The sequence below is a fragment of the Rothia sp. HMSC069D01 genome (assembly GCF_001810135.1).
In the GTDB taxonomy this organism is placed as follows: Bacteria; Actinomycetota; Actinomycetes; order Actinomycetales; family Micrococcaceae; genus Rothia.
In genome coordinates, this window is the sequence record NZ_KV800094.1 from 22,738 (window position 1) to 40,876 (window position 18,139).

Genomic DNA, 18,139 nt, shown 5'->3' on the forward strand with positions numbered 1-18,139 from the left:
CGAGTATCCGACAGTGGATAGGAGGCGTTCTGAACCGTGTGCCTGCCCCTTTTCTTGTCTTTTTGGGAGGCGGCACGGGGGCGCTGTGCCGCGTGTACACTCCCGGTGGCGTGCTGGTGGCGAACCTGCTGGGTTCGTTTACGCTGGGCCTGCTAACGATGGTGTGGAACGCCTACGCGCGCCGTGACGGTGAGGAGCGGATTCATTCGTTCCGTCTGCTCTTTGGTGCCGGCATGATGGGTGGCTATACGACATATTCGTCGATTGCGCCGGTTTTGGCGCAGACGATTTTTCTGCCGTACACCATCAACTACACGTACATGATGCTGGCTGTGGCGGTGCTGCTGGTGGGTGGTTTGGTTGCCGCCGCGGCGGGCATGCTGACGGGTCGTTTTGTGGCGTCTCGCTTGGTGCCCGCCCGTGATGTTGAGGAGGGCCGCTAATGTTTTTTGCTCTGATGGTTTTCCTGTGCGGCGGTTTGGGTGCGATGACCCGTTTCTTCTTGGATAAGGCGATGTCGCCTCGCCTGCGTACGGAGTCGTCGATTATTAGCCCGGTGTTTGTTATTAACCTGGTGGGTTCGTTCTTATACGGGCTGCTGATTATGCCGGTGTCTAATCCTCGCGCGCTGGGGGTTCACTATAACGCTACGGATCAGGTGGCGTTTTGGTGCACGGTGATTACGACCGGTCTGCTGGGTGGTTTTACGACATTTTCGACTGCCATGGTGGAGGCGCTGACTGCCCGTTCTGAGGGCAAGATGGTGAAGTTCCTGATGCTGTGGTTGGTGCAGGTGGTTGGTGCGATGGTGGCTGCGATTGCGGGCGCGTTCTTGTTCGTGCTGCTGTTTGGTCGGTATATTGCGCCGGTGTTCCCGCCGGATGTTCTGTACTGACGGCACCAGCTGCGGTGGTTCTCGTGGGGTGTTTGGGTGCATGTACAGCTTTTTCACAGTTTCGCCTAGGGTGAGCCATAGAGCGGTCTTTTACACTGGTGGTGAACGATATGCGGCGGGCATGAACTGTAACCCGCTATATACCACCAAGAATATATGTTAGAACAGGCATATATGCAGGTGGGGTTCATATAACTCACTCTCACGACCCAAGGAACACACGGCATGCAGGAACTGCTCAATAAACACATGATTGGCACCTTCGTCATCGAGATTGCGGCACTCACAGTCGCACTCTCCATCATTGGCTTCATTGGTATGCGCCTGCGCGCCAAGAAGACCGGTCGAGCGCACAGCATCCGCCAGTACTTGCTGACTGCGTCCTTTGCGCTGTTCCTTGCTTCTATTCTTTCTCTGACGCTGACCCCGATTGGCTCTTCCAATAGCGTCACGAACCCCGAGCTCTACTACCCGCGCTTCTATGTGGGCTGGAGCTGGCAGCAGGCGTGGGATCTGACTGCCGGCATGGGTCTGCGCCGCTTCGCAACGACCGTGTATGCGCAGCTCTTCTTCAATGTCGCCATGTTCATCCCCTTGGGCTTCTTTACTGCGGGCTGCCTGCGCTGGGGTCTGCGCGCCACGGCGCTGAGTGGCTTCGCACTGTCGAGCTTCATTGAGTTGAGTCAGCTGACCGGTAACTGGGGTCTGGCGGGCTTCACCTACCGTACTTTCGATGTGGATGACATTGTGAACAATACTGCCGGTGCGGTCCTGGGTGCGGTCTGCATCTGGGTGGTGCGTGCGATTCAGAAGCGCCGCGCGGCTAAGCATGATCGGGCTCTGGCAATGGCTACCGCCGCGGCCTAGTACCCCTCCAAATTAGCAGACGTTTTCATAACATGATTGATATAATTCATGTTATGAAAACGTCTGCTCCTAGCCTCCTTCCCATCTTGCGTAGCGACCTGCAGGGTGAAGTGATGGCATTGCTGTTCTCTCACCCTGAGCAGCAATACACGGTGTCACAGATTGCTGATGCGACACGTGCATCGTTGCCGACTGTTTCCCGAGAGGTGAATCGTCTAAATCAATCTGGTCTGGTGACTGTCCAGAATGTTGGTAGGACCCGTATGGTGCAAGCCAAGGTTGATAATCCGGTGGGTCAGGCGATGCGTCAGTTGATTCTGGTAACTTATGGTCCTGTTCCGGTGCTCCGGGATACTTTGCAGGGTGTTTCCAATATTGAGGGTGCCGCTATTTATGGTTCGTGGGCTAGCCGTCGTTCTGGGGTGGCGGGGCACGTGCCGAATGATATTGATGTGCTGGTTGTGGGCTCCCCTTCACGGCAGAAGCTGTATGAGGCTATCGATGATGCTGAGCAGAAGCTTGGCTATGAGGTGAATGTGAAGCGGCTATCTCCTGAGGCTTGGAACTCGCAGGATGGCTTCGTGCAGACTGTGCGGTCGCGTCCTATGGAGGTTCTCTTTGGGCAGCTGGAGGTGAATGATGTCCACGCTGAAGCCTAAGCTGGGACCTTTTTAAGGTGCACTTCTCATCATCACCTCCGAAGCTTTTCCGTGAGGTAGACGCAACGAACCCCTCATTTTCATAACCTGACCGATATTGTGCAGGTTATGAAAATGAGGGGTTCGCCGTTTTTAGATGAAACCCTAGACAGGGAAGTTCTCGGGCGGGAAGACTAGTCGTCCTCAATCACCTGGTTGACGACGCGGGTGCTACGGTTGCCCTTCACCTCTTCGGGCAGCAGAATCGGCATGGAACCGGTCGGCGTGTAGGTTGCCGCGCGTGCCGCCGCGGTAGCGTGGGTGTCCTCAAACTCGGGGATGACCTCGGAGCTGGGTGCGCGGTACAGGTGGCTATTAGCCCACCACGCGAAGAGCAGAACCACAAGTGCCAGAGCACTGGAAACGAACAGCCACGGGCTGACCTGACCCTCGTAGTAGAGCTTGAAGAATGCGCCACCCATGAAACCGCCGGCAATCGGGCCGCAGATCGGAACCCACGCGTAGAACCAGCGCGAGGAGCCCTTATCGTGGATGGGCAGCAGGGCGTGCATGAGGCGCGGACCGAAGTCACGGGCGGGGTTCAGGGCGTAGCCGGTCTGACCGCCCAGGCCGATGACGAGTACGGTGACCATGAAGCCGAAGGCGAGGGGCTTGAGCACGTCGTTGAGGTTGAGAGAGAGTTCCACACCGCCGCTGATGGACGGCTTGAAGTTTACGCCGGTGTACAGTGCCGAGAAGACCAGCATGAACGTGCCGATCATTTCGGAGAGGGCGTTGGTGAAGTAGTTGTGAATAGCGGGGACGGTGCCGAAAACGCCGAGCTTAATCTTCTTGTCGGCGGTTGCTTTCCAGTGCGGCAGGTAGTTGAGGTAGACCAGTCCGGCGCCGACCATTGCGCCGAGTACCTGGGCGATGATGTAGCCGGGGACCTTCTCCCAGGAGAACTCGCCGAACGCTGCCAGGCCGATAGACACAGCGGGGTTGAGGTGGCCGCCGGAATAGGCGTGGGAGGCGTAGACGCCGAAGGTGACGGCGAAGCCCCAGCCGAAGGCGATGGTGAAGAAGTTGTCGCCGTGGCCTTTGGAGCGGCGGAGTTCGACGTTGGCGATGACGCCGCAGCCGATGGTGCACATGATGAGCGTGCCGAGGAATTCGGCGAGGTAGGGGCTGATGGTGTACACGGGGTGTCCTTCAGGTAGTGAACTGCGGGTGGCGAACCGGGGTTCGACCGGGCGTGCAGTGCCGAGCGTGAGGGAGGTGTGGTTCTGTGTGGGGTTATGCCGCCCGAGTGGCGTGTTTAAACCTTTGGCATCTATGGAACCCTGAATGCCCTAGAAGGGCAATACTTATGTGTTATTTCACCCTTAGACATAAGCGGTTTTTCGGGTTTTTCGTTTAAAAATAAATGTGGAAGATGAGGGGAAAATCGGGCATAGTCCACACCTTGGACTCACTCCCTCAATTTGCGGTTGAACCCATGGAGAAACTCGCGAATAAACCCGCGATCAAACCAACACTCACCCCCGCCCACACCACTTGCCATCAGCATAGAATGCCCGGGCACCTCACGGGGTACCCGGGCAGTTTCTGTAATTTTTATGCGGCTCTAACTGCGGCTCTTGCGAACCGCGGTGGACTGGCTGTTACGCAGCTACACGGCTACTACTTGGTGCTCGCCCAGTCGAGAATCGCCTCGAAGAAGCGCTCGCATTCGCTCAGCTGCTCCAGCTCAATCCACTCGTTCGGGGAGTGCGCCTGGGCAATATCGCCGGGGCCGCAAATGATGCTCTGCACGCCGGCGCGCTGGAACTGGCCCGCTTCGGTGCCGTAAGTGACCTTCTGCGGTGCGTCATTGGTGCCCAGCCACTCGTGGGCGAGGTGCACGATGGGTGCGTCGTCCTCGGTACCCAGGCCCGGCACGGCTGCGAGCAGTTCGTGCTTCACACCCACGCGGGAGGTGAGGCTACCGGGCTCCGCGCCGGTCAGCTTTTCGGCACGTGCGGCGCGCGCCTGCAGGTCGGGCAGGATGACCTCGGAAAGCTCGCGGTCAATGCGCTCCACGAAGGATTCGGTGGTCACCTGCGGTAGGGTACGCACATCGTACTCCACCACAGCCTGCTCAGCGACGATGTTGTACTGCAGGCCGCCGGTTGCCAGGTTCACGCTACCGGTGGAGTGGGGAATGATGAACGACTCGTCGAACGGGCCTTCTTCCTCCCACTGGTCCGCCATGTCGGTGAAGAAGGTGATGAACTCGCCGGCTGCGGCGATCGCATTCACGCCGTGTGTGGCAAGGGAACCGTGCTTGGCCACGCCGGTGAAGGTGACGCGACCGCGGTGTGCACCCTTGTGCGCGGAGATAATGCGCATGCTGGAGGGCTCACCAACAATCGCGTAGTCGGGGGCGAGGTCGCGCGCCACGAACTCCTCAATGAGGGAGGGCGCACCGATGCAACCGATTTCTTCATCGTAGGAGAACGCGAAGTGCAGGGGAGTGCGCAACTTCGCCTCGGCAACGCGCGGCAGTAGCCAGAGCGCCACGGCGAGGAAGCCCTTCATATCGCACACGCCGCGACCGTAGGCGCGGGTACCCTCCACACGCAGAGTGAAGGGGTCGGCGTCCCAGTCCTGACCGGCGACGGGTACGACGTCCGTGTGACCGGAGAGGATAACGCCGCCGCGGGTAGTGCCGTCAGCGGCAGGGACGGTGACCAGCAGGTTGGCGCGGGTGCCGTCCTCGTTGTAGGTGCGCACGCCGCTGTAGCCGTAGCGGGCAAATTCGGTTTCGATGAGCTCAATAAGTTCCAGGTTGGAGGTTCCGGAGACGGTGGGAATCGCGATGAGCTTTTCGAGCCAGGGGAGGGATGCGGGCTGGGTGGTCTGAGCCGTCATAACTATTCCTTCTGCAATGTAATGCTGTGCGCTTTTATGTTCAGGGTACGCCGCGGGGCGGTATTCGTCGCCTCATGGTCGTCGAATACCGCCCCGTGACCCCTGCGCGGGGTTAGATGCTGTAGTTGTTCACGTTCGAGTGGTCGCCCAGCGCGTGGAAGTTACGCGAGTGGTAGACCAGCGGGGTGCCTTCGCAGTCGTTGCGGATGAACTCTTCAACCTGCGCGGTGAAGACGAGTGCGGGGCCTGCCTCAACGCGGCTGAGTGGGGTTGCGCGCAGTACGCGGCGTACGCCGTGGACGAGGGGCTCGCCGGTGTGGACGAATTCCCAGGTGCTGGGGTCGTCGAAGCGGGGGTAGTCGTGGGTTGCGAAGTTCTTCGCGAGGGTCACATTCTCAGCGTCGAGCATGTGCACGAGGAAGGAGGACGCAGCCGCGATCTTTGCTGCGGAGCCGCTGTTTGCCTTGAGGGAGAAGGCGATAATCGGCGGTTCTGCGGCGACGGAGGTCAGCGAGGAGGCGGTGAAGCCTGCGGGGTCACCGTTTTCGTCGGTGGCGGTGATGATGGCGACACCGGCGGGCTGGTGTCCGAAGGCGAGCTTGAACTGCTCGGAGGTGTCGGCGATGGGTGCCTGTGCTGCAATGGTTTCGGTCATGATCGACCCTTTCTTCTGCGGCTGCGTTTAGGGTTCGTCCAGATGTGTATGCGTTGGGCGACCCTTTGTTAAGGGGAGATATGTTTCAGGGTAAAGCTAATGGGTGCTGAACACCTTATTTATTGCCCTATGTTTCTTAGGTGTACCTTTCATGACGCGGGGCGCGAAATATTACGTCATATTCTTCGCCGTTTGGGGGCTTCCGGGAGGTATTCCACTGGGTGCCCCGTGAAAGGTGCGGAACGCTTGGTTTTGGGTGCTGTCCCTCTCTATTCCGCGGGGTTTCGCGGGGGTGATGAGGGCTCTAGGGTATCCTTGCTTGGTACGCGAAAGCGCACCGCGCCCCGTATTTGAGGGGTTTTCGGGTGCGTGAACTGTGGGGAGAAGAGGGTTAATGAGCTGGTTGGCAACTATTCCGCTGCTACTTTTTGCGGTCGTGTTGGCTTTTGGCCCCGGCTATGCAATGGGCTGGGCGCTGCGTGTTCCCGCACGTCTGCGCGTCTTCCTCTCTCCGCTCCTGTCCTTTGCCCTGATTGCCGTCTCGGCAATTGTGCTGGGTAAGATCGGGATTGCGTGGAACCTGATTTCCTTCGTAGTGGTCGCGGTCGTGTTGGTGGCTACGGCAGCGGGCCTGATGTGGCTAGTGGGTCGCCGCTGGCCCGCTCTGACCTCCGCAGAGTGGCCGGGTAACGATGTTCCTGTGGCGTGGCCGGTGGTGGGTGCTGTTTTAGGCGGATTCCTGGTGCTGCACATGACCGAGGACATGGTCTACGGACCTGAGGCGTTCTCGCAGAGCCTGGATAACTCATTCCATATGAATGCAATCCGTTGGATTCAGGAGCACGGTGACGCGTCGAGCCTGACCCTGGGCGCGGTATCTGCGGCAGACCAGCAACCGGCATTTTACCCGGCGGGTTGGCATGATTTTGTGTCCCTGATTTATAGCACTACGGGTACGAGCATTGCGACTGCCACCATCGTGACCGTGTTACTGGCTGCCAGCATTTTGTGGCCCTGCTCGCTGGTGGCGCTAAGCCTGAGCATCCCGAAGCTGCGTCGCCTGCAGGCGTTGGCAATCCCTGCGCTGACCTGTGGTTTTGCCGCCTTCCCCGGTCTGTTGTTGCGCTGGGGTGTGCTCTTCCCGAATCTGCTGGGTTACGCTCTGGTGCCATCATTTGTGGCACTCATGGTATGCCTGGTGCAGGTGATGGTGCGCGGCGAGTACGCAGCTCTGCTTTCCCTGTGTCTTGCCGCCCTGGTGGGTGTCGCGGGTCTAGCGCTTGTGCATCCGAACGCGGTGGTGTCTGCTGTGGTCTTTGCTCTGCCGCTGGTGCTGGCCGGGGTGGCGTGGGTAGTGCGCTCACGCGAGCTGACCTCTCGCCAGAAGTGGGTGGGATCCGCTCTACTCGGGCTGGTAATTCTTGGGTGTGTGGGTGCCTGGTGGTTCCTGCGTCCCGGCGCATCTGCCAGCAACACGTGGGAGCCTATGCTCACCGAGGGTGAGGCGCTCTACCAGTTCCTCTTCCTGGGCTTGGAGAACGCCAATCAGTTGAGAGATACATTCAACCCCTCGTATCTGGCCGGTTTCCTGGCTCTGTGGGGCGCGGGGTACCTACTGTACAAGCGCCGTAACCTGTGGCTGATTGCCAGCTGGGTGCTGATTGGTTACCTATGGATTGTATCCGCCTCGGTGCCGCGCGGCGAGTTCCGTCTGCTGATGGTGGGCCCCTGGTACACAGATCACTTCCGTCTGGCGGCTCTGGTGGTATTCCCCTCGGTGATTCTGGCTGGTATCGGCTTGGGCGGCTTCGTGGAAGGTCTGCTTACCTGGGTTGCGCGCCGCGCGCCGCGCCCGGCACGATTGAAGGTTGCGACCGTCGGCATGGGCGTTGCGATGGTTCTGGTACTGGTAGTTGCTGGTCTTTCTTCGCGTGTACCCTCGGTGCAGGAGACAACTCTGGCGGTATCGCAGGAATACCGAGTGACCCCGACCTCTGTGGTGCTGAATCAGGACGAGATGAACGTCATTAACGAGATCCCGAAGATCGTGCCGAAGGGCGATGTGATCGTGAACAACCCCTGGGACGGTAGCGCCTATATTTACGCGCTGGCAGATCGTCACCTGACGGGATACCACTTCGAGTTTGAGACCTCACCCAAGTACTCGGCAATTATGCACAACCTCAAGGACGCTCGTACAAATCCGGAGGTGTGCCACGAGGTGAACAAGTACAAGGCCCACTGGTACGTTCACCTGGAGAACCAGTTGAACTTCGGCCCAGACGCACAGAAAAACTACGACGGCCTCGTGGCTGCTATTGATACGGACGTTCTGACCCCGGTGTACTCCTCGGGTCCGATGACTCTGTATCGCATTAGCGCTTGCGATAATAACTAGTATCTGGCACTTTTGGGCTGCCTGAAGTATTGCGGGGGTGGCGTGGATACTAGACCACCCCCGCGGTGCTACTTCGAGCGTCGTTAAGAGAGTGCTGATAAGATGTAAAACCGGTATGCCTTTGTGTGCATACTAGCTTCCGTATGCCATATACACAAGAGATAGCACCGCATGGAATCAGAGACTTTTAAGCAGACCCCTCGACCCCTCATCATTATGCCCGCGTGGAATGAAGAGGAAGTTATTGGGGGCACAATTGAAGAACTTTTCCGCATGATGCCTGAGGTCGATCTGGTGGTCGTCAATGATGGATCCACCGACCGCACCTCTGAGATTGCGCGCGCTACCGGCGCTTTCGTGATTGATCTTCCCTACAACATGGGTATCGGTGGCGCTTTGCGCACCGGTTACAAGTATGCTCGCCAAGCTGGATATGATTGCGCGATTCAGGTTGATGCTGATGGCCAGCATGACCCGAAGGGTATCCGCACTGTGCTTGCTGGCCTGGAGGACGTCAACATTTCGATTGGTTCCCGCTTTGCTGAGGCGACGAACTATAAGGTGTCTGGTCCGCGTAAGTGGGCGATGGTGGTTCTGGCCCGTATGTTTACGATGATTTCAGGCGAGAAGTTCACCGACGCCACCTCCGGCTTCCGTGCGGCAGACCGCAAGGCGATTGAGCAGTATTGCGAGCATCTACCTGCTGAGTATCTGGGTGACTGTATCGACGCCTGCGTGATGGCGATTCGTTCTGGCTTGACTGTAAAACAGGTGCCGGTTGAGATGCGTGAGCGTCAGGGCGGTACTCCTTCTTCAAGCCCGTGGAAGTCTGCGGTGTACCTGGTTCGTTCTTTCTTCTCGTTTGGCATGTCGATGACTCGCCAGAAAACGAATGTGGGGTCTAAGTAAATGAGTGCAAATATTTTCTTCCTTCTCATCGTGGTGGTGATGGAGGTTCTCGTTCTGGCGCAGGTACGCAACCAGAAGATGAAGGAAAAGTACGCCGCACTGTGGCTTATTGTTGGCGTCATCATGATTGTGTTGGCGCTTTTCCCGAAGCTTTTGGATTCCCTCTCGCGTCTGGTGGGTATTGAGACCCCGGTCAACCTGCTGTTCCTACTGGCGATTATTATGCTGATGGGTATTAGCTTGCACTTGACCCTGGCTATCTCGAAGATTACGGATGATATGCGTACCCTCGCTGAAGAAGTGGCGATTATGAAGGCTCTTCAGCGTCAGCCGCAGGGTGCTTCTCGTGCTGCGGAGCGAGAGCAGAAGAAGCACTAAAGCCCCTGATTTTTATACGTTTCTACACGTTTGAGCTTGGAGTAATACCTCATGACCGTTGATATTCTGTTCCCCTACTACGGCGACGTTGCCATGATGAAGCAGGCTGTGCTGTCTGTGGTCGGTCAGACCAACCCGGACTGGCGCCTGATTGTTGTCGATGACGGCTACCCGGACGACTCGATTCCCGGATGGTTCGAGTCGCTCAAGGATGAGCGCATCACCTACATGCGTAATGAGAAGAACTTGGGCGCGAACGGTAATTACCGCAAGTGCCTGACCTTCGTAGAGAATGACCTGGTCACCGTCATGGGTGCTGATGATGTCATGCTCCCCAACTATGTGCAGTGGCTGGTGGATTCGGCGGCGAAGCACCCCGAGGCATCCATTTTCCAGCCTGGCGTGGTTGTGATTGATGAGAACAACGGCCTGTCGAACACCCTGGTGGAGCAGACTAAGGCGTTCTACCGCCCCAAGGGTGAGGCTGTTCTGCAGGGTGAGGAGCTGGCTACCTCCCTGCTGCGCGGCGCGTGGTTCTACTTCCCGTCCTTGGGCTGGCGTAAGGACGCTATTGTGGGCACCGGCTTCCGTGAGGGCCTGAACGTTGTGCAGGACATGGCGCTGATCCTCGACATTACGATGCGTGGCGGCTCCCTGTACTACGATCCGCAGGTTGCGTTCATGTACCGTCGTCACGGTGGTTCTGACTCGTCCTGGCGTGCCCTGGAGGGTACCCGCTTTGATGAGGAGCGCCGCTACATGAACACTATTGCTGATGAGATGGCGGCTCTGGGCTGGTCGAAGGCTGCCCGCGTGGCCCGTATCCGTTTCTCCTCGCGTGCTCACGCGCTGACTCTGCTGCCGAAGGCAGCCCTGGCGAAGAAGTGGCAGGGTGTTAAGAACCTTGCCGAGCATGTGGTGAAGTAAACCTATATTTGTGTGCGGTGCGTCGTACATCCTGCGGTGGATGTGCGGCGCATCTGCGTATGTAATGATGGTCTGTGTTAGCGGCTAGTGTTGGCGGCTAGGAACGAGGAGGACACCGTGGAAGCCCAAGATACTGTAGGAGCCCAGGACGCCGTTGAGGCTCAGCCTTCGGGCACGGTCACCCGCTACCAGTCCCTGGCGCTTTTGGGTTCGTCCCTGTTGGCGGCGGTCTCCACGCTGGTGGTGACGATGATTGCTCAGCGTGCCCTGAATGGTTCGGAGCTGACGGAGTTCCTGCTGTTTTGGGCGGCGCTTTTCACGGTGACCGGCATTATTACGGGCATTCAGCCGGAGATTACGCGCGCGGTGGGTACGGCACGCACCCGTGCTGTAGCTGACAGGGCTTTAGCTAACAGGGCTGCATCCGGCAGGACTGCATCTGCTGAGGGTTCCGCGCCGCAGGGCGCTCGCGTGGTTACGGTGACCGCGGCCCTGGGTGCTATCGCCGGTGCGCTGGTGCTGGTAAGCTCCCCGCTGTGGGCGGGTCATCAGATTCCGCATTCGGCGGCGGTGGGCGTGACCGTCATGGCGGTGGGTGTGTTCCTCTACGCCCTGCAGGCGACTATGAGCGGTGTGACCGCCGGTGAGGACCGCTGGTACCTTTTCGCGGCGGTGGGCGGTCTGGAATCGGCTGGGCGCCTCATCCTCATGCTTGCGGCTGCGCTCATGATTCCTTCCCTTGCCGGCCTTGAGGTGGCAACCGTCGTGCCGATGGGTCTGTGGCTCATCCTGGCGTTCGTGACCGTCTCGGGTCGCCGCCTGTGGGTTGCCCGTGCCGATGTACCCGCGGGGCGCCTGATAACCAATATTCTCTGGTCGTTCCTGTCCTCTGCCGCCGCGGCGGTGCTGATGATGGGCTTCCCGAACGTGCTGAAGGCGAGCGGCGCCGCGGAGAGCGAACCGGTTGTGCTGGGCACCCTGATCCTGGCGATTTCCATTACCCGTTCGCCGATCATGATTCCCCTGCAGGCGTTCCAGGGTGTGGCGGTTTCTGCCTTCTTGAAGCAGCGCCACCGCCCCGTAGCGGCGTTCATTAAGCCTGCCGCCGCAGTGGTGGCTGTGGGCGCTATGGGCGCGTTGGCGGCGTACCTGGTGGGTCCGCTGCTGTTCCGCCTGATTTACCCGCCTGCCGCAGGTGCAGAGTCCGCGTACAAGGCGGCAGCCTCCGGCATTACCCTGGGTGCACTGGTCTTCGCCTCGGCACTGCTGGCGCTCATGACCCTCTCAGGCAATATGGCGCTCGCGGTGAACCAGCACCGCATCTACCTCGCCGGTTGGGTGGTTGCCGCGGCGGTGACCTTGAGCTTGGCGTTCCTGATCCCCGCGCCGCTGGTGCCGCGCGCTATCGTGGCGTTGGCGGTCGGCCCGGTCTGCGGCTTCGTGGTGCACATGGTGGGCGTGGCTTTGGCATCCCGCGCGGAAGAAGCTCACGCCGAGTAGCTTAAAACCTCTGCTTAAAAACCTATGGGAGGGGCACGTACATCACGTACGTGCCCCTCCCATAGGTTTAACCCGGTAGGCGGCTCACTGCTAGGGAATCAGCCACTTACGGACCGGCGGAATCCAGCGCAGCAGCCACACCAGAATCAGCGAAGAAGCCCACACCAGCAGCGCGTAGGGTGCCTCCAGGCGGTAATCCACCAGCGGCCAACCGTAGGCGGCGAGGCCCTGAATAATCAGCAGGTGAATCAGGTACACACCAAAAGTCAGAGCCGACAGCTTACGCAGACCCGTCTGAACCGCCTCCGGCAGGCGATTCAGCGGCAGAGATTTGAAGAACACGAACACCGCCGCGGCCCAGAAAATCGTCGGAACAGACAGGTACTCGGTCGCCAAACCGCCCAGGCCCGGGTGGTTCAGTACCAGGTACGGGCCCACCAGAATATGTGCCAGAGAACCGGCAATACCCAGCACATAAATCACCAGACGCCACGGCAGGCTAAACTCCGTATTCGCCAATGCATAACCCAAGAAGCAGAAGCCCACATACCCCACGATGGGTGCCGAGAACTCCGGCATAAACTGCGGATTAATCTTCTGCAGGGTAGCAGTCGCAATGGGCATCAGCAGACCCAGCGCAGCCATCAGCCACGCCAGCTGCACCTTCTTCTCACCGGCACCACGCAGGGCGTACGAGAAGATCGGCAACACCAGGTACACGCCGATGAGCGCCTCCAAATACCAGAGGGTCACACCCACCTTGTTCGGCGCCAACAGCACCGCCAGAATCTCCTCACCCGTAGGCAGGGGAGTGTGCTTAAACCAGCTGCGCGCAAAGAGATACACCTGACCCCACACCAGCAGCGGAATCAGAATCTTCGTGAAACGCTTCTTATAGAACGTGCCGACGCTCTCACGGTTCGTGAAATTCAGCAGGGTAATGCCCGAGGCCATGAAGAAAAGCGGCACAGCCGCAACCGCGGTACCCGAAAGAATGTTCTCGAGAACCCAGCCGGGCGAATCGTAATCCACCCGATAGTTGAACCGCACATGCAACGCCACCACGAAGATAATGGCAAGAACATTAATAAGGTCCAGGTACACCTTTCGCGCGGGCTTAGGGCGCGCGGCAGGCACCTGAGACTCAGGCTGAGCATCCGCAGGTTGAGAAGACGCCACCTGCGCCGATGCAGGTTTGGAGGACATGAAAATCCACTCCAATCAATGTGTGTGAGTGTGACGAAACATGGGTGCACGCACCCGAAATCTAAAGGTTATAGACCCGCTTAACGTACGCACCGTACAGCAGACGGTACAGCGCCGTGCTGGTCTTCAACAGCAGGCCGGCGGCACCAAACACCGGGCGGATGCGCAACGCAAGCAGCGCATCGCGCACCGTAAAACCGGCACGGCAACCCGCCAACACCGCCGATGCGCTCTCGCCGCCCACAATCAGCGCCTGCTGCGCATTATTCAGGTACGCAAGAACACGAGCAATCGTCAGCGCCTCCTGACCGGCAGGCAGATGATACGTGCTCGTACGCTGCAGAGACTTCTCAAAATATTCCAGCAGGCGGCGCGTCTCATCCAGGGGAGTGATACGGCTCCACGTCAGGCTTGCCGCGCTCACCGCGTAGGCGTACAGCGGCTCATCAATGACGGTCACGCTCTGCGCTCGCAGGTAGCAGTCCAGGATGACGCACTCATCCTCGGCGCGGCGAATATCTGCCGGGAAGTAGATGCCCTCCAGCAGGGAACGGTCAATGAGTTTATCCCAAGGGTAGGGGGACAGCTCATCCTTGAGCAGGGCGAACGCCGCCTCCTGACCGGTCAGTATGCCGGGGGTGCCCTTCAGACGCTGCGTAATCGAACCGTCGGCCGCCACCATATTGTGGGCGCAATTGACCACCTGCGCGCCGGTACGCTCCGCGTGGTAGTGCAGGCGTTCCAGGAAGGTCGGGTAGAGAATGTCGTCGGAATCGAGGAACGCCACCCACGCGCCGCGCGCCTCATCCAGGCCCTGATTACGCACCGCGGAAGGACCCTGGTTCTCAGGGTTATTGAACACGCGCACACGCTCATCCGGGTTGCGCTGCAGATACTCGGCAATCAGCTGCGCCGAATCATCCGGGGAGCCGTCAATCATGACCAGAAGCTCAAAATTGGGGTCGGTCTGCGCCAGCACCGACTTAATCGCCGTAATGACAGTGGAGGCGGTGTTGTAGACCGGCATAATGATGCTCGTGCGAGGGATGGCAGACATAGGGTGGGAACCTTTGAGAACGGGGCTGATGAGAACGTTGAAGTTTACATGCTGTAGGCGCGGCGAACGTACGCGCCGTACAGGGTGCGGTACAGGGTGGGGGAGAGCTTCAACAGCAGGCTCGCCGCACCCACCACCGGGCTAGAACGCAGCGCCGGCACAACCCAACCCCACTCGATCTGGCGGCGGCACTCGCGGATTACCGCATCCGAGTCGACGCTATCGCTCATGAGCGCCTGCTGCGCATTATTCAGGTAGGTCAGGGCAGAAGAAATCGCCATCGCCTGCTGACCCTCCTTGGAGGAGAGCAGCGGTGCACCCGCTTCACGCATGTAGCGGGTGTGGCGGATGCTTTCCTCCACCGGGGTTACGCGGCCCCAGGTCAGACCCTCAGAGCCCATGTGGTACAGGTACAGGCAGTCCGGGATAACCTCAAGCTTCTGTGCCTGCATGAGGCACTCAAAGACCGCGAGGGCATCCTCGGCGCGGTGAATATCGGTTGCGAAACGTACCGAAGAGAAGAGCGAAGCGCGGAAAATCTTATCGTGCACAAAACCCGTAAAACGGTTCAGTAGATAGTTGATGGCAATATCGCGACCCGTGTACGTGCCGGGCGCACCCTGCGGGCGGTCCATCGTGGAGCCGTCGGCGCGGGCAATGGTGTGACCGCAGGTTGCCACATCCGCGCCGTTACGTGCCGCCGCGGCGTGCAGGCGCTCCAGGAACTCGGGGCGGTACGTGTCATCAGAATCAATGAACGTAATCCACTCGCCGCGCGCCTCATCCAGACCCTGGTTGCGTGCCGCAGACACACCAGCGTTCTGCTCATTGTCGAACAGGCGGATGCGGGGGTCGGGGGTGCCCTGCAGGAACTCGGCAATCACCTCGGAGGAACGATCCGGGGAGCCGTCCACCACCACCAGCAGCTCAAAGTCGGGGTCGGTCTGCGCCAGAACGGACTCCATCGCGGCGACAACGGTGTCAGCCGTGTTGTAGACCGGCATGATAATGCTGGTGCGCGGTGAAGACATGGTACCCCTTAGAGAACATTGGTGACGGAACTACATACAGATACATCATACGGGGGCTGGGGGTATCAGCCTGCTATTCCTACTTCATACTGTCTTCATACTCTGGGAACTTAGGTAACCCTATGGAAAACGTGCGGTACGCTCCCTACACTGGAAGGGCACATTGACAGACCGCGCGGGCCGCCCACACCGCGGCCCCGCCCCTCCCAACGGGTACACCACCGAAGGAGCCACCCATGAGCCGACGCACCGACGCGCCCGCCCGATCACCACGACGAGCCGCCCTCGCCAGCTGGATAGGCTCCGCCCTCGAATACTACGACTTCGCCGTCTACGGCACCGCCGCGGCAATCGTACTCAACCGCATCTTCTTCCCCGAAGACACCGCCGCCATCGGCATCCTCAAGTCCATGGTGGTTGTGGGCGTCGCCTACGTTGTGCGACCCTTTGGCGCCATGATTGTTGGGCCCCTCGGTGACCGTTACGGCCGCCGATTCGTCCTGATGCTCACCCTCTTCCTGATGGGCTTTGCCACCTTCGCCATTGGCTGCCTGCCGACCTACAGCGAGGCGGGTATCCTCGCCCCCACCCTGCTAGTAGCCTGCCGTATGCTTCAGGGCCTCTCCGCCGCCGGTGAGCAGGCAAGCTCCATCTCCATCTCCCTGGAGCACGCCAACGAGCATCAGCGCGCCTTCACGACCAGCTGGACCCTGCAGGGCACCCAGTTCGGTTCGCTGCTGGCAACCGCCGTGTTCATTCCCTTCGCCGCCCTGCCGGATGAGCACCTGCTCACCTGGGGCTGGCGCGTACCCTTCTGGCTCTCCGCCTTCGTGGTGGTCACCGCCTGGCTGATTCGCCGCACTCTCTCCGAGCCGCCCGCCTACCTGCAGCGCGAAAAGCTCACCGAGTCCCCGCTCGTGCTGGTTTTCAAGCACCACAAGCGTGCCGTTCTCACCATCGCCGTGTGCGCCATGGTCAACACTGTGAACATGGTCTTCACGACCTTCGCGCTGTCCTTCGCCACCAAGGGTTACGGCCTCGACCGCAGTACCATGCTGCTGGTGCCGGTCGCCTCGAACACTCTCGGTCTGATTGCTATTCCGCTCGCCGCCATGCTTGCCGACCGGATCGGTCGTAAGCCCGTGTTCATTACCGGTGCGGTTGCTTCGTCCCTGGTGATGTTCCCGTACCTCGGCGCGATTACCGAGGGCAACTGGGTGGGTATCTTCACCTACGGCGTGCTCATGCACGGTGCGCTGTACTCCATGGCGAACGGCGTGTGGCCCGCCTTCTATGCGGAGATGTTCCCGACCCGCGTGCGCGTGACCGGCCTGGCGCTGGGTACCCAGATTGGCTTCGCAATTTCTGGAGGCGTGGCGCCTGCCGTGGCGACGAGCCTCGCCGGTGCCGACCTGCATAACGCGGTGCTGCCCGCCGTGTTCACGGTCGCCATGTGTGTGCTCGTGGCGTTGGGTGCGCTGACGGCTCGTGAAGGGTACAAGAAGTCCCTGGCTGAGCTGGATGCATAACCCGAACAATATATTCTGTATATAGAATAAATAAAGGTGGGGCTGGATAGATACCTATCCAACCCCACCTGCGTTTGGTTTTCTAAACCCCCTGCTGTGCCGCAATCAGCGCCTCAAAATGCGCCGCCATACGCTCGGCGTTCGGTTCCAGCCCGGTGAAGAGGCGGAACGCATCCACCGCCTGACCCACCGCCATGTAGCCGCCCGTCAGCACCTCGCACCCGGCGGCACGCGCCGCGCGCACCAGCTGCGTCTGTTGCGGCAGGTAGATGACGTCCGCAACCCACAGGCCCTCACGCAACACCCCGGCGCTCAGCGCCGACTCGCTCAACGGCATACCCGGATGCACGTGCATACCCACCGGGGTTGCATTCACCAAACCCTGAGCTTCCAGTAGAGCTTCAATGAGGCGCTCGTCGTCGCTCAGCACCTCGATTCGGGTCTGCGGGAAGAGCCCACCCAGCTGCTCCGCAAGCCCCTGCGCCTTCGCTGCGTCACGCTCAAAGAGACTCAGGCGGCGCACCCCCAGGCGGCACAGTGCGTATGCCGTGGCGCTACCGGCACCGCCAGCACCCAGCTGCACCACGTGCTCCAGTCGCGCCGGATCCTCCGCAACCTGCGGCAGGCCGCGCTTCAATCCCGCAATGAACCCGGAGTAGTCCGTGTTATCGCCGTAGAAGCTGCCATCCTCGCCAATCACCACGCAATTGACCGCGCCCAGGGCGCGTGCCGCATCCGACAGTTCGTGCAGGTGCTCCATGACCGACTGCTTGCAGGGGTGCGTGATGTTGAAAGCGTTGAAGCCGAGCAGTGCCGCCGCATCCAGAAGTGCCGGGGCGGAGGCGCCATCCAGGTTCAGGGCGTCCAGGTCGACGGGGCGGTACAGGTAGCGCACCCCGTGCGCGTCCGCCTCCGCCTCATGCATGGGAGGGGTCAGGGAAGAGGTGATGCCATCACCAATGAGGCCCACCAGGAAAGATTCAGTACGCAAACTCATAGTTTCACTGTACGTGTCCGCCTCGTAAGATGCACCTACTTTCTTGAACCCGTACCAAATGCGCGCTGGATTTGGGAAGAAGATAAAAATAATTTCTACGCCCACAAGAGCGATATGTCTGACAGAAACACCTCGAAGGTATAAGCTTGGTATAAGTGCTCGCGCGCCACGGCGCGCACATGAGACCACACAGACACCGTCACAGTGAAGTGATACCGATATTCGGAGGATAGATTGTC

General features: G+C 59.7%; 17 protein-coding genes and 1 pseudogene. 11 read left to right on the forward strand and 7 right to left on the reverse strand.

Translation table 11 applies throughout. From position 1 onward, the window contains the following. The first annotated feature begins 38 nt into the window (after positions 1-38). The 5 genes and pseudogenes from HMPREF2710_RS03530 to HMPREF2710_RS09345 all read left to right on the forward strand — a co-directional run bounded on the left by HMPREF2710_RS03530 (position 39) and on the right by HMPREF2710_RS09345 (position 2,421). On the forward strand, positions 39-443 hold the full coding sequence (locus HMPREF2710_RS03530; RefSeq protein WP_239663351.1) for a fluoride efflux transporter FluC: 405 nt from the start codon (positions 39-41) through the stop codon (positions 441-443). Continuing rightward, on the forward strand, positions 443-895 hold the full coding sequence (locus HMPREF2710_RS03535; protein WP_049350247.1) for a fluoride efflux transporter FluC: 453 nt from the start codon (positions 443-445) through the stop codon (positions 893-895). Before HMPREF2710_RS03530 ends, HMPREF2710_RS03535 begins: the two co-directional genes overlap by 1 nt. Before the next feature lie 225 nt (positions 896-1,120). Then, positions 1,121-1,762: a VanZ family protein gene (locus tag HMPREF2710_RS03540; RefSeq protein ID WP_070599535.1), complete on the forward strand. Its 642-nt coding sequence runs from the start codon at positions 1,121-1,123 to the stop codon at positions 1,760-1,762. A 113-nt stretch (positions 1,763-1,875) separates the two neighbouring features. After that, positions 1,876-1,989: pseudogene (locus tag HMPREF2710_RS09625) on the forward strand (hypothetical protein); the annotation flags it as partial. A 36-nt stretch (positions 1,990-2,025) separates the two neighbouring features. Then, positions 2,026-2,421, forward strand: a complete 396-nt coding sequence (locus HMPREF2710_RS09345; RefSeq protein ID WP_049340077.1) for a nucleotidyltransferase family protein — start codon at positions 2,026-2,028, stop codon at positions 2,419-2,421. A 173-nt stretch (positions 2,422-2,594) separates the two neighbouring features. On the opposite strand, the gene HMPREF2710_RS03550 is transcribed toward HMPREF2710_RS09345, so the two are convergent. From HMPREF2710_RS03550 to HMPREF2710_RS03560, 3 genes are all read right to left on the reverse strand, one after another. Beyond that, on the reverse strand, positions 2,595-3,602 hold the full coding sequence (locus tag HMPREF2710_RS03550) for an MIP/aquaporin family protein (protein ID WP_070599537.1): 1,008 nt from the start codon (positions 3,600-3,602) through the stop codon (positions 2,595-2,597). Between the two features lie 481 nt (positions 3,603-4,083). After that, positions 4,084-5,313: an acetylornithine deacetylase gene (gene argE / locus HMPREF2710_RS03555; protein WP_070599539.1), complete on the reverse strand. Its 1,230-nt coding sequence runs from the start codon at positions 5,311-5,313 to the stop codon at positions 4,084-4,086. Positions 5,314-5,425: 112 nt separating this feature from the next. Continuing rightward, positions 5,426-5,968 (reverse strand): flavin reductase family protein, encoded by a 543-nt coding sequence (locus HMPREF2710_RS03560; RefSeq protein ID WP_070599541.1) that lies wholly within the window; start codon positions 5,966-5,968, stop codon positions 5,426-5,428. 394 nt (positions 5,969-6,362) lie between these two features. Between HMPREF2710_RS03560 and HMPREF2710_RS03565 the strand changes: the two genes are divergently transcribed. The 5 genes from HMPREF2710_RS03565 (at position 6,363) to HMPREF2710_RS03585 (ending at position 12,080) form a co-directional block, all read left to right on the forward strand. Continuing rightward, complete coding sequence (locus HMPREF2710_RS03565) at positions 6,363-8,366, forward strand: DUF6541 family protein (RefSeq protein WP_070599543.1); 2,004 nt, start codon at positions 6,363-6,365, stop codon at positions 8,364-8,366. A gap of 171 nt (positions 8,367-8,537) precedes the next feature. Then, complete coding sequence (locus HMPREF2710_RS03570) at positions 8,538-9,275, forward strand: glycosyltransferase family 2 protein (RefSeq protein WP_012902671.1); 738 nt, start codon at positions 8,538-8,540, stop codon at positions 9,273-9,275. Further along, entirely contained in the window at positions 9,276-9,653 is a 378-nt protein-coding gene (locus tag HMPREF2710_RS03575; protein ID WP_070599545.1) for a DUF2304 domain-containing protein, read from the forward strand. It begins immediately after the preceding gene. Positions 9,654-9,704: 51 nt separating this feature from the next. After that, positions 9,705-10,580, forward strand: coding sequence for a glycosyltransferase family 2 protein (locus tag HMPREF2710_RS03580; protein WP_070599547.1), 876 nt, complete (start codon positions 9,705-9,707; stop codon positions 10,578-10,580). A 117-nt stretch (positions 10,581-10,697) separates the two neighbouring features. After that, complete coding sequence (locus tag HMPREF2710_RS03585) at positions 10,698-12,080, forward strand: hypothetical protein (RefSeq protein ID WP_070599549.1); 1,383 nt, start codon at positions 10,698-10,700, stop codon at positions 12,078-12,080. 90 nt (positions 12,081-12,170) lie between these two features. Here HMPREF2710_RS03585 and HMPREF2710_RS03590 read toward each other — a convergent pair whose 3' ends face one another. The 3 genes from HMPREF2710_RS03590 to HMPREF2710_RS03600 form a co-directional block, all read right to left on the reverse strand. Next, positions 12,171-13,286, reverse strand: a complete 1,116-nt coding sequence (locus HMPREF2710_RS03590; RefSeq protein ID WP_005507973.1) for an acyltransferase — start codon at positions 13,284-13,286, stop codon at positions 12,171-12,173. Positions 13,287-13,347: 61 nt separating this feature from the next. Further along, on the reverse strand, positions 13,348-14,343 hold the full coding sequence (locus HMPREF2710_RS03595) for a glycosyltransferase family 2 protein (protein WP_070599551.1): 996 nt from the start codon (positions 14,341-14,343) through the stop codon (positions 13,348-13,350). 44 nt (positions 14,344-14,387) lie between these two features. After that, a complete protein-coding gene (locus HMPREF2710_RS03600; protein WP_070599553.1) occupies positions 14,388-15,374 on the reverse strand; it encodes a glycosyltransferase family 2 protein in 987 nt (328 codons plus the stop codon). Between the two features lie 236 nt (positions 15,375-15,610). Here HMPREF2710_RS03600 and HMPREF2710_RS03605 point away from each other — a divergent pair, with 236 nt between their 5' ends. Continuing rightward, the gene (locus HMPREF2710_RS03605) at positions 15,611-16,903 is read left to right on the forward strand and encodes an MFS transporter (protein ID WP_049362471.1); all 1,293 of its coding nucleotides are present in this window, start codon (positions 15,611-15,613) and stop codon (positions 16,901-16,903) included. A gap of 82 nt (positions 16,904-16,985) precedes the next feature. Here HMPREF2710_RS03605 and HMPREF2710_RS03610 read toward each other — a convergent pair whose 3' ends face one another. After that, positions 16,986-17,900 (reverse strand): shikimate dehydrogenase, encoded by a 915-nt coding sequence (locus tag HMPREF2710_RS03610; protein ID WP_049362468.1) that lies wholly within the window; start codon positions 17,898-17,900, stop codon positions 16,986-16,988. Positions 17,901-18,139 lie beyond the last annotated feature (239 nt).

Coding starts and splice junctions, on each gene's coding strand:
- HMPREF2710_RS03605 (WP_049362471.1), top strand. CDS start 15,611: ATGAGCCGACGCACCGACGCGCCCGCCCGATCACCACGACGAGCCGCC.
- HMPREF2710_RS03540 (WP_070599535.1), top strand. CDS start 1,121: ATGCAGGAACTGCTCAATAAACACATGATTGGCACCTTCGTCATCGAG.
- HMPREF2710_RS03610 (WP_049362468.1), bottom strand. CDS start 17,900: ATGAGTTTGCGTACTGAATCTTTCCTGGTGGGCCTCATTGGTGATGGC.
- argE (WP_070599539.1), bottom strand. CDS start 5,313: ATGACGGCTCAGACCACCCAGCCCGCATCCCTCCCCTGGCTCGAAAAG.
- HMPREF2710_RS03590 (WP_005507973.1), bottom strand. CDS start 13,286: ATGTCCTCCAAACCTGCATCGGCGCAGGTGGCGTCTTCTCAACCTGCG.
- HMPREF2710_RS03560 (WP_070599541.1), bottom strand. CDS start 5,968: ATGACCGAAACCATTGCAGCACAGGCACCCATCGCCGACACCTCCGAG.
- HMPREF2710_RS03570 (WP_012902671.1), top strand. CDS start 8,538: ATGGAATCAGAGACTTTTAAGCAGACCCCTCGACCCCTCATCATTATG.
- HMPREF2710_RS03595 (WP_070599551.1), bottom strand. CDS start 14,343: ATGTCTGCCATCCCTCGCACGAGCATCATTATGCCGGTCTACAACACC.
- HMPREF2710_RS03600 (WP_070599553.1), bottom strand. CDS start 15,374: ATGTCTTCACCGCGCACCAGCATTATCATGCCGGTCTACAACACGGCT.
- HMPREF2710_RS03575 (WP_070599545.1), top strand. CDS start 9,276: ATGAGTGCAAATATTTTCTTCCTTCTCATCGTGGTGGTGATGGAGGTT.
- HMPREF2710_RS09345 (WP_049340077.1), top strand. CDS start 2,026: ATGGTGCAAGCCAAGGTTGATAATCCGGTGGGTCAGGCGATGCGTCAG.
- HMPREF2710_RS03535 (WP_049350247.1), top strand. CDS start 443: ATGTTTTTTGCTCTGATGGTTTTCCTGTGCGGCGGTTTGGGTGCGATG.
- HMPREF2710_RS03565 (WP_070599543.1), top strand. CDS start 6,363: ATGAGCTGGTTGGCAACTATTCCGCTGCTACTTTTTGCGGTCGTGTTG.
- HMPREF2710_RS03580 (WP_070599547.1), top strand. CDS start 9,705: ATGACCGTTGATATTCTGTTCCCCTACTACGGCGACGTTGCCATGATG.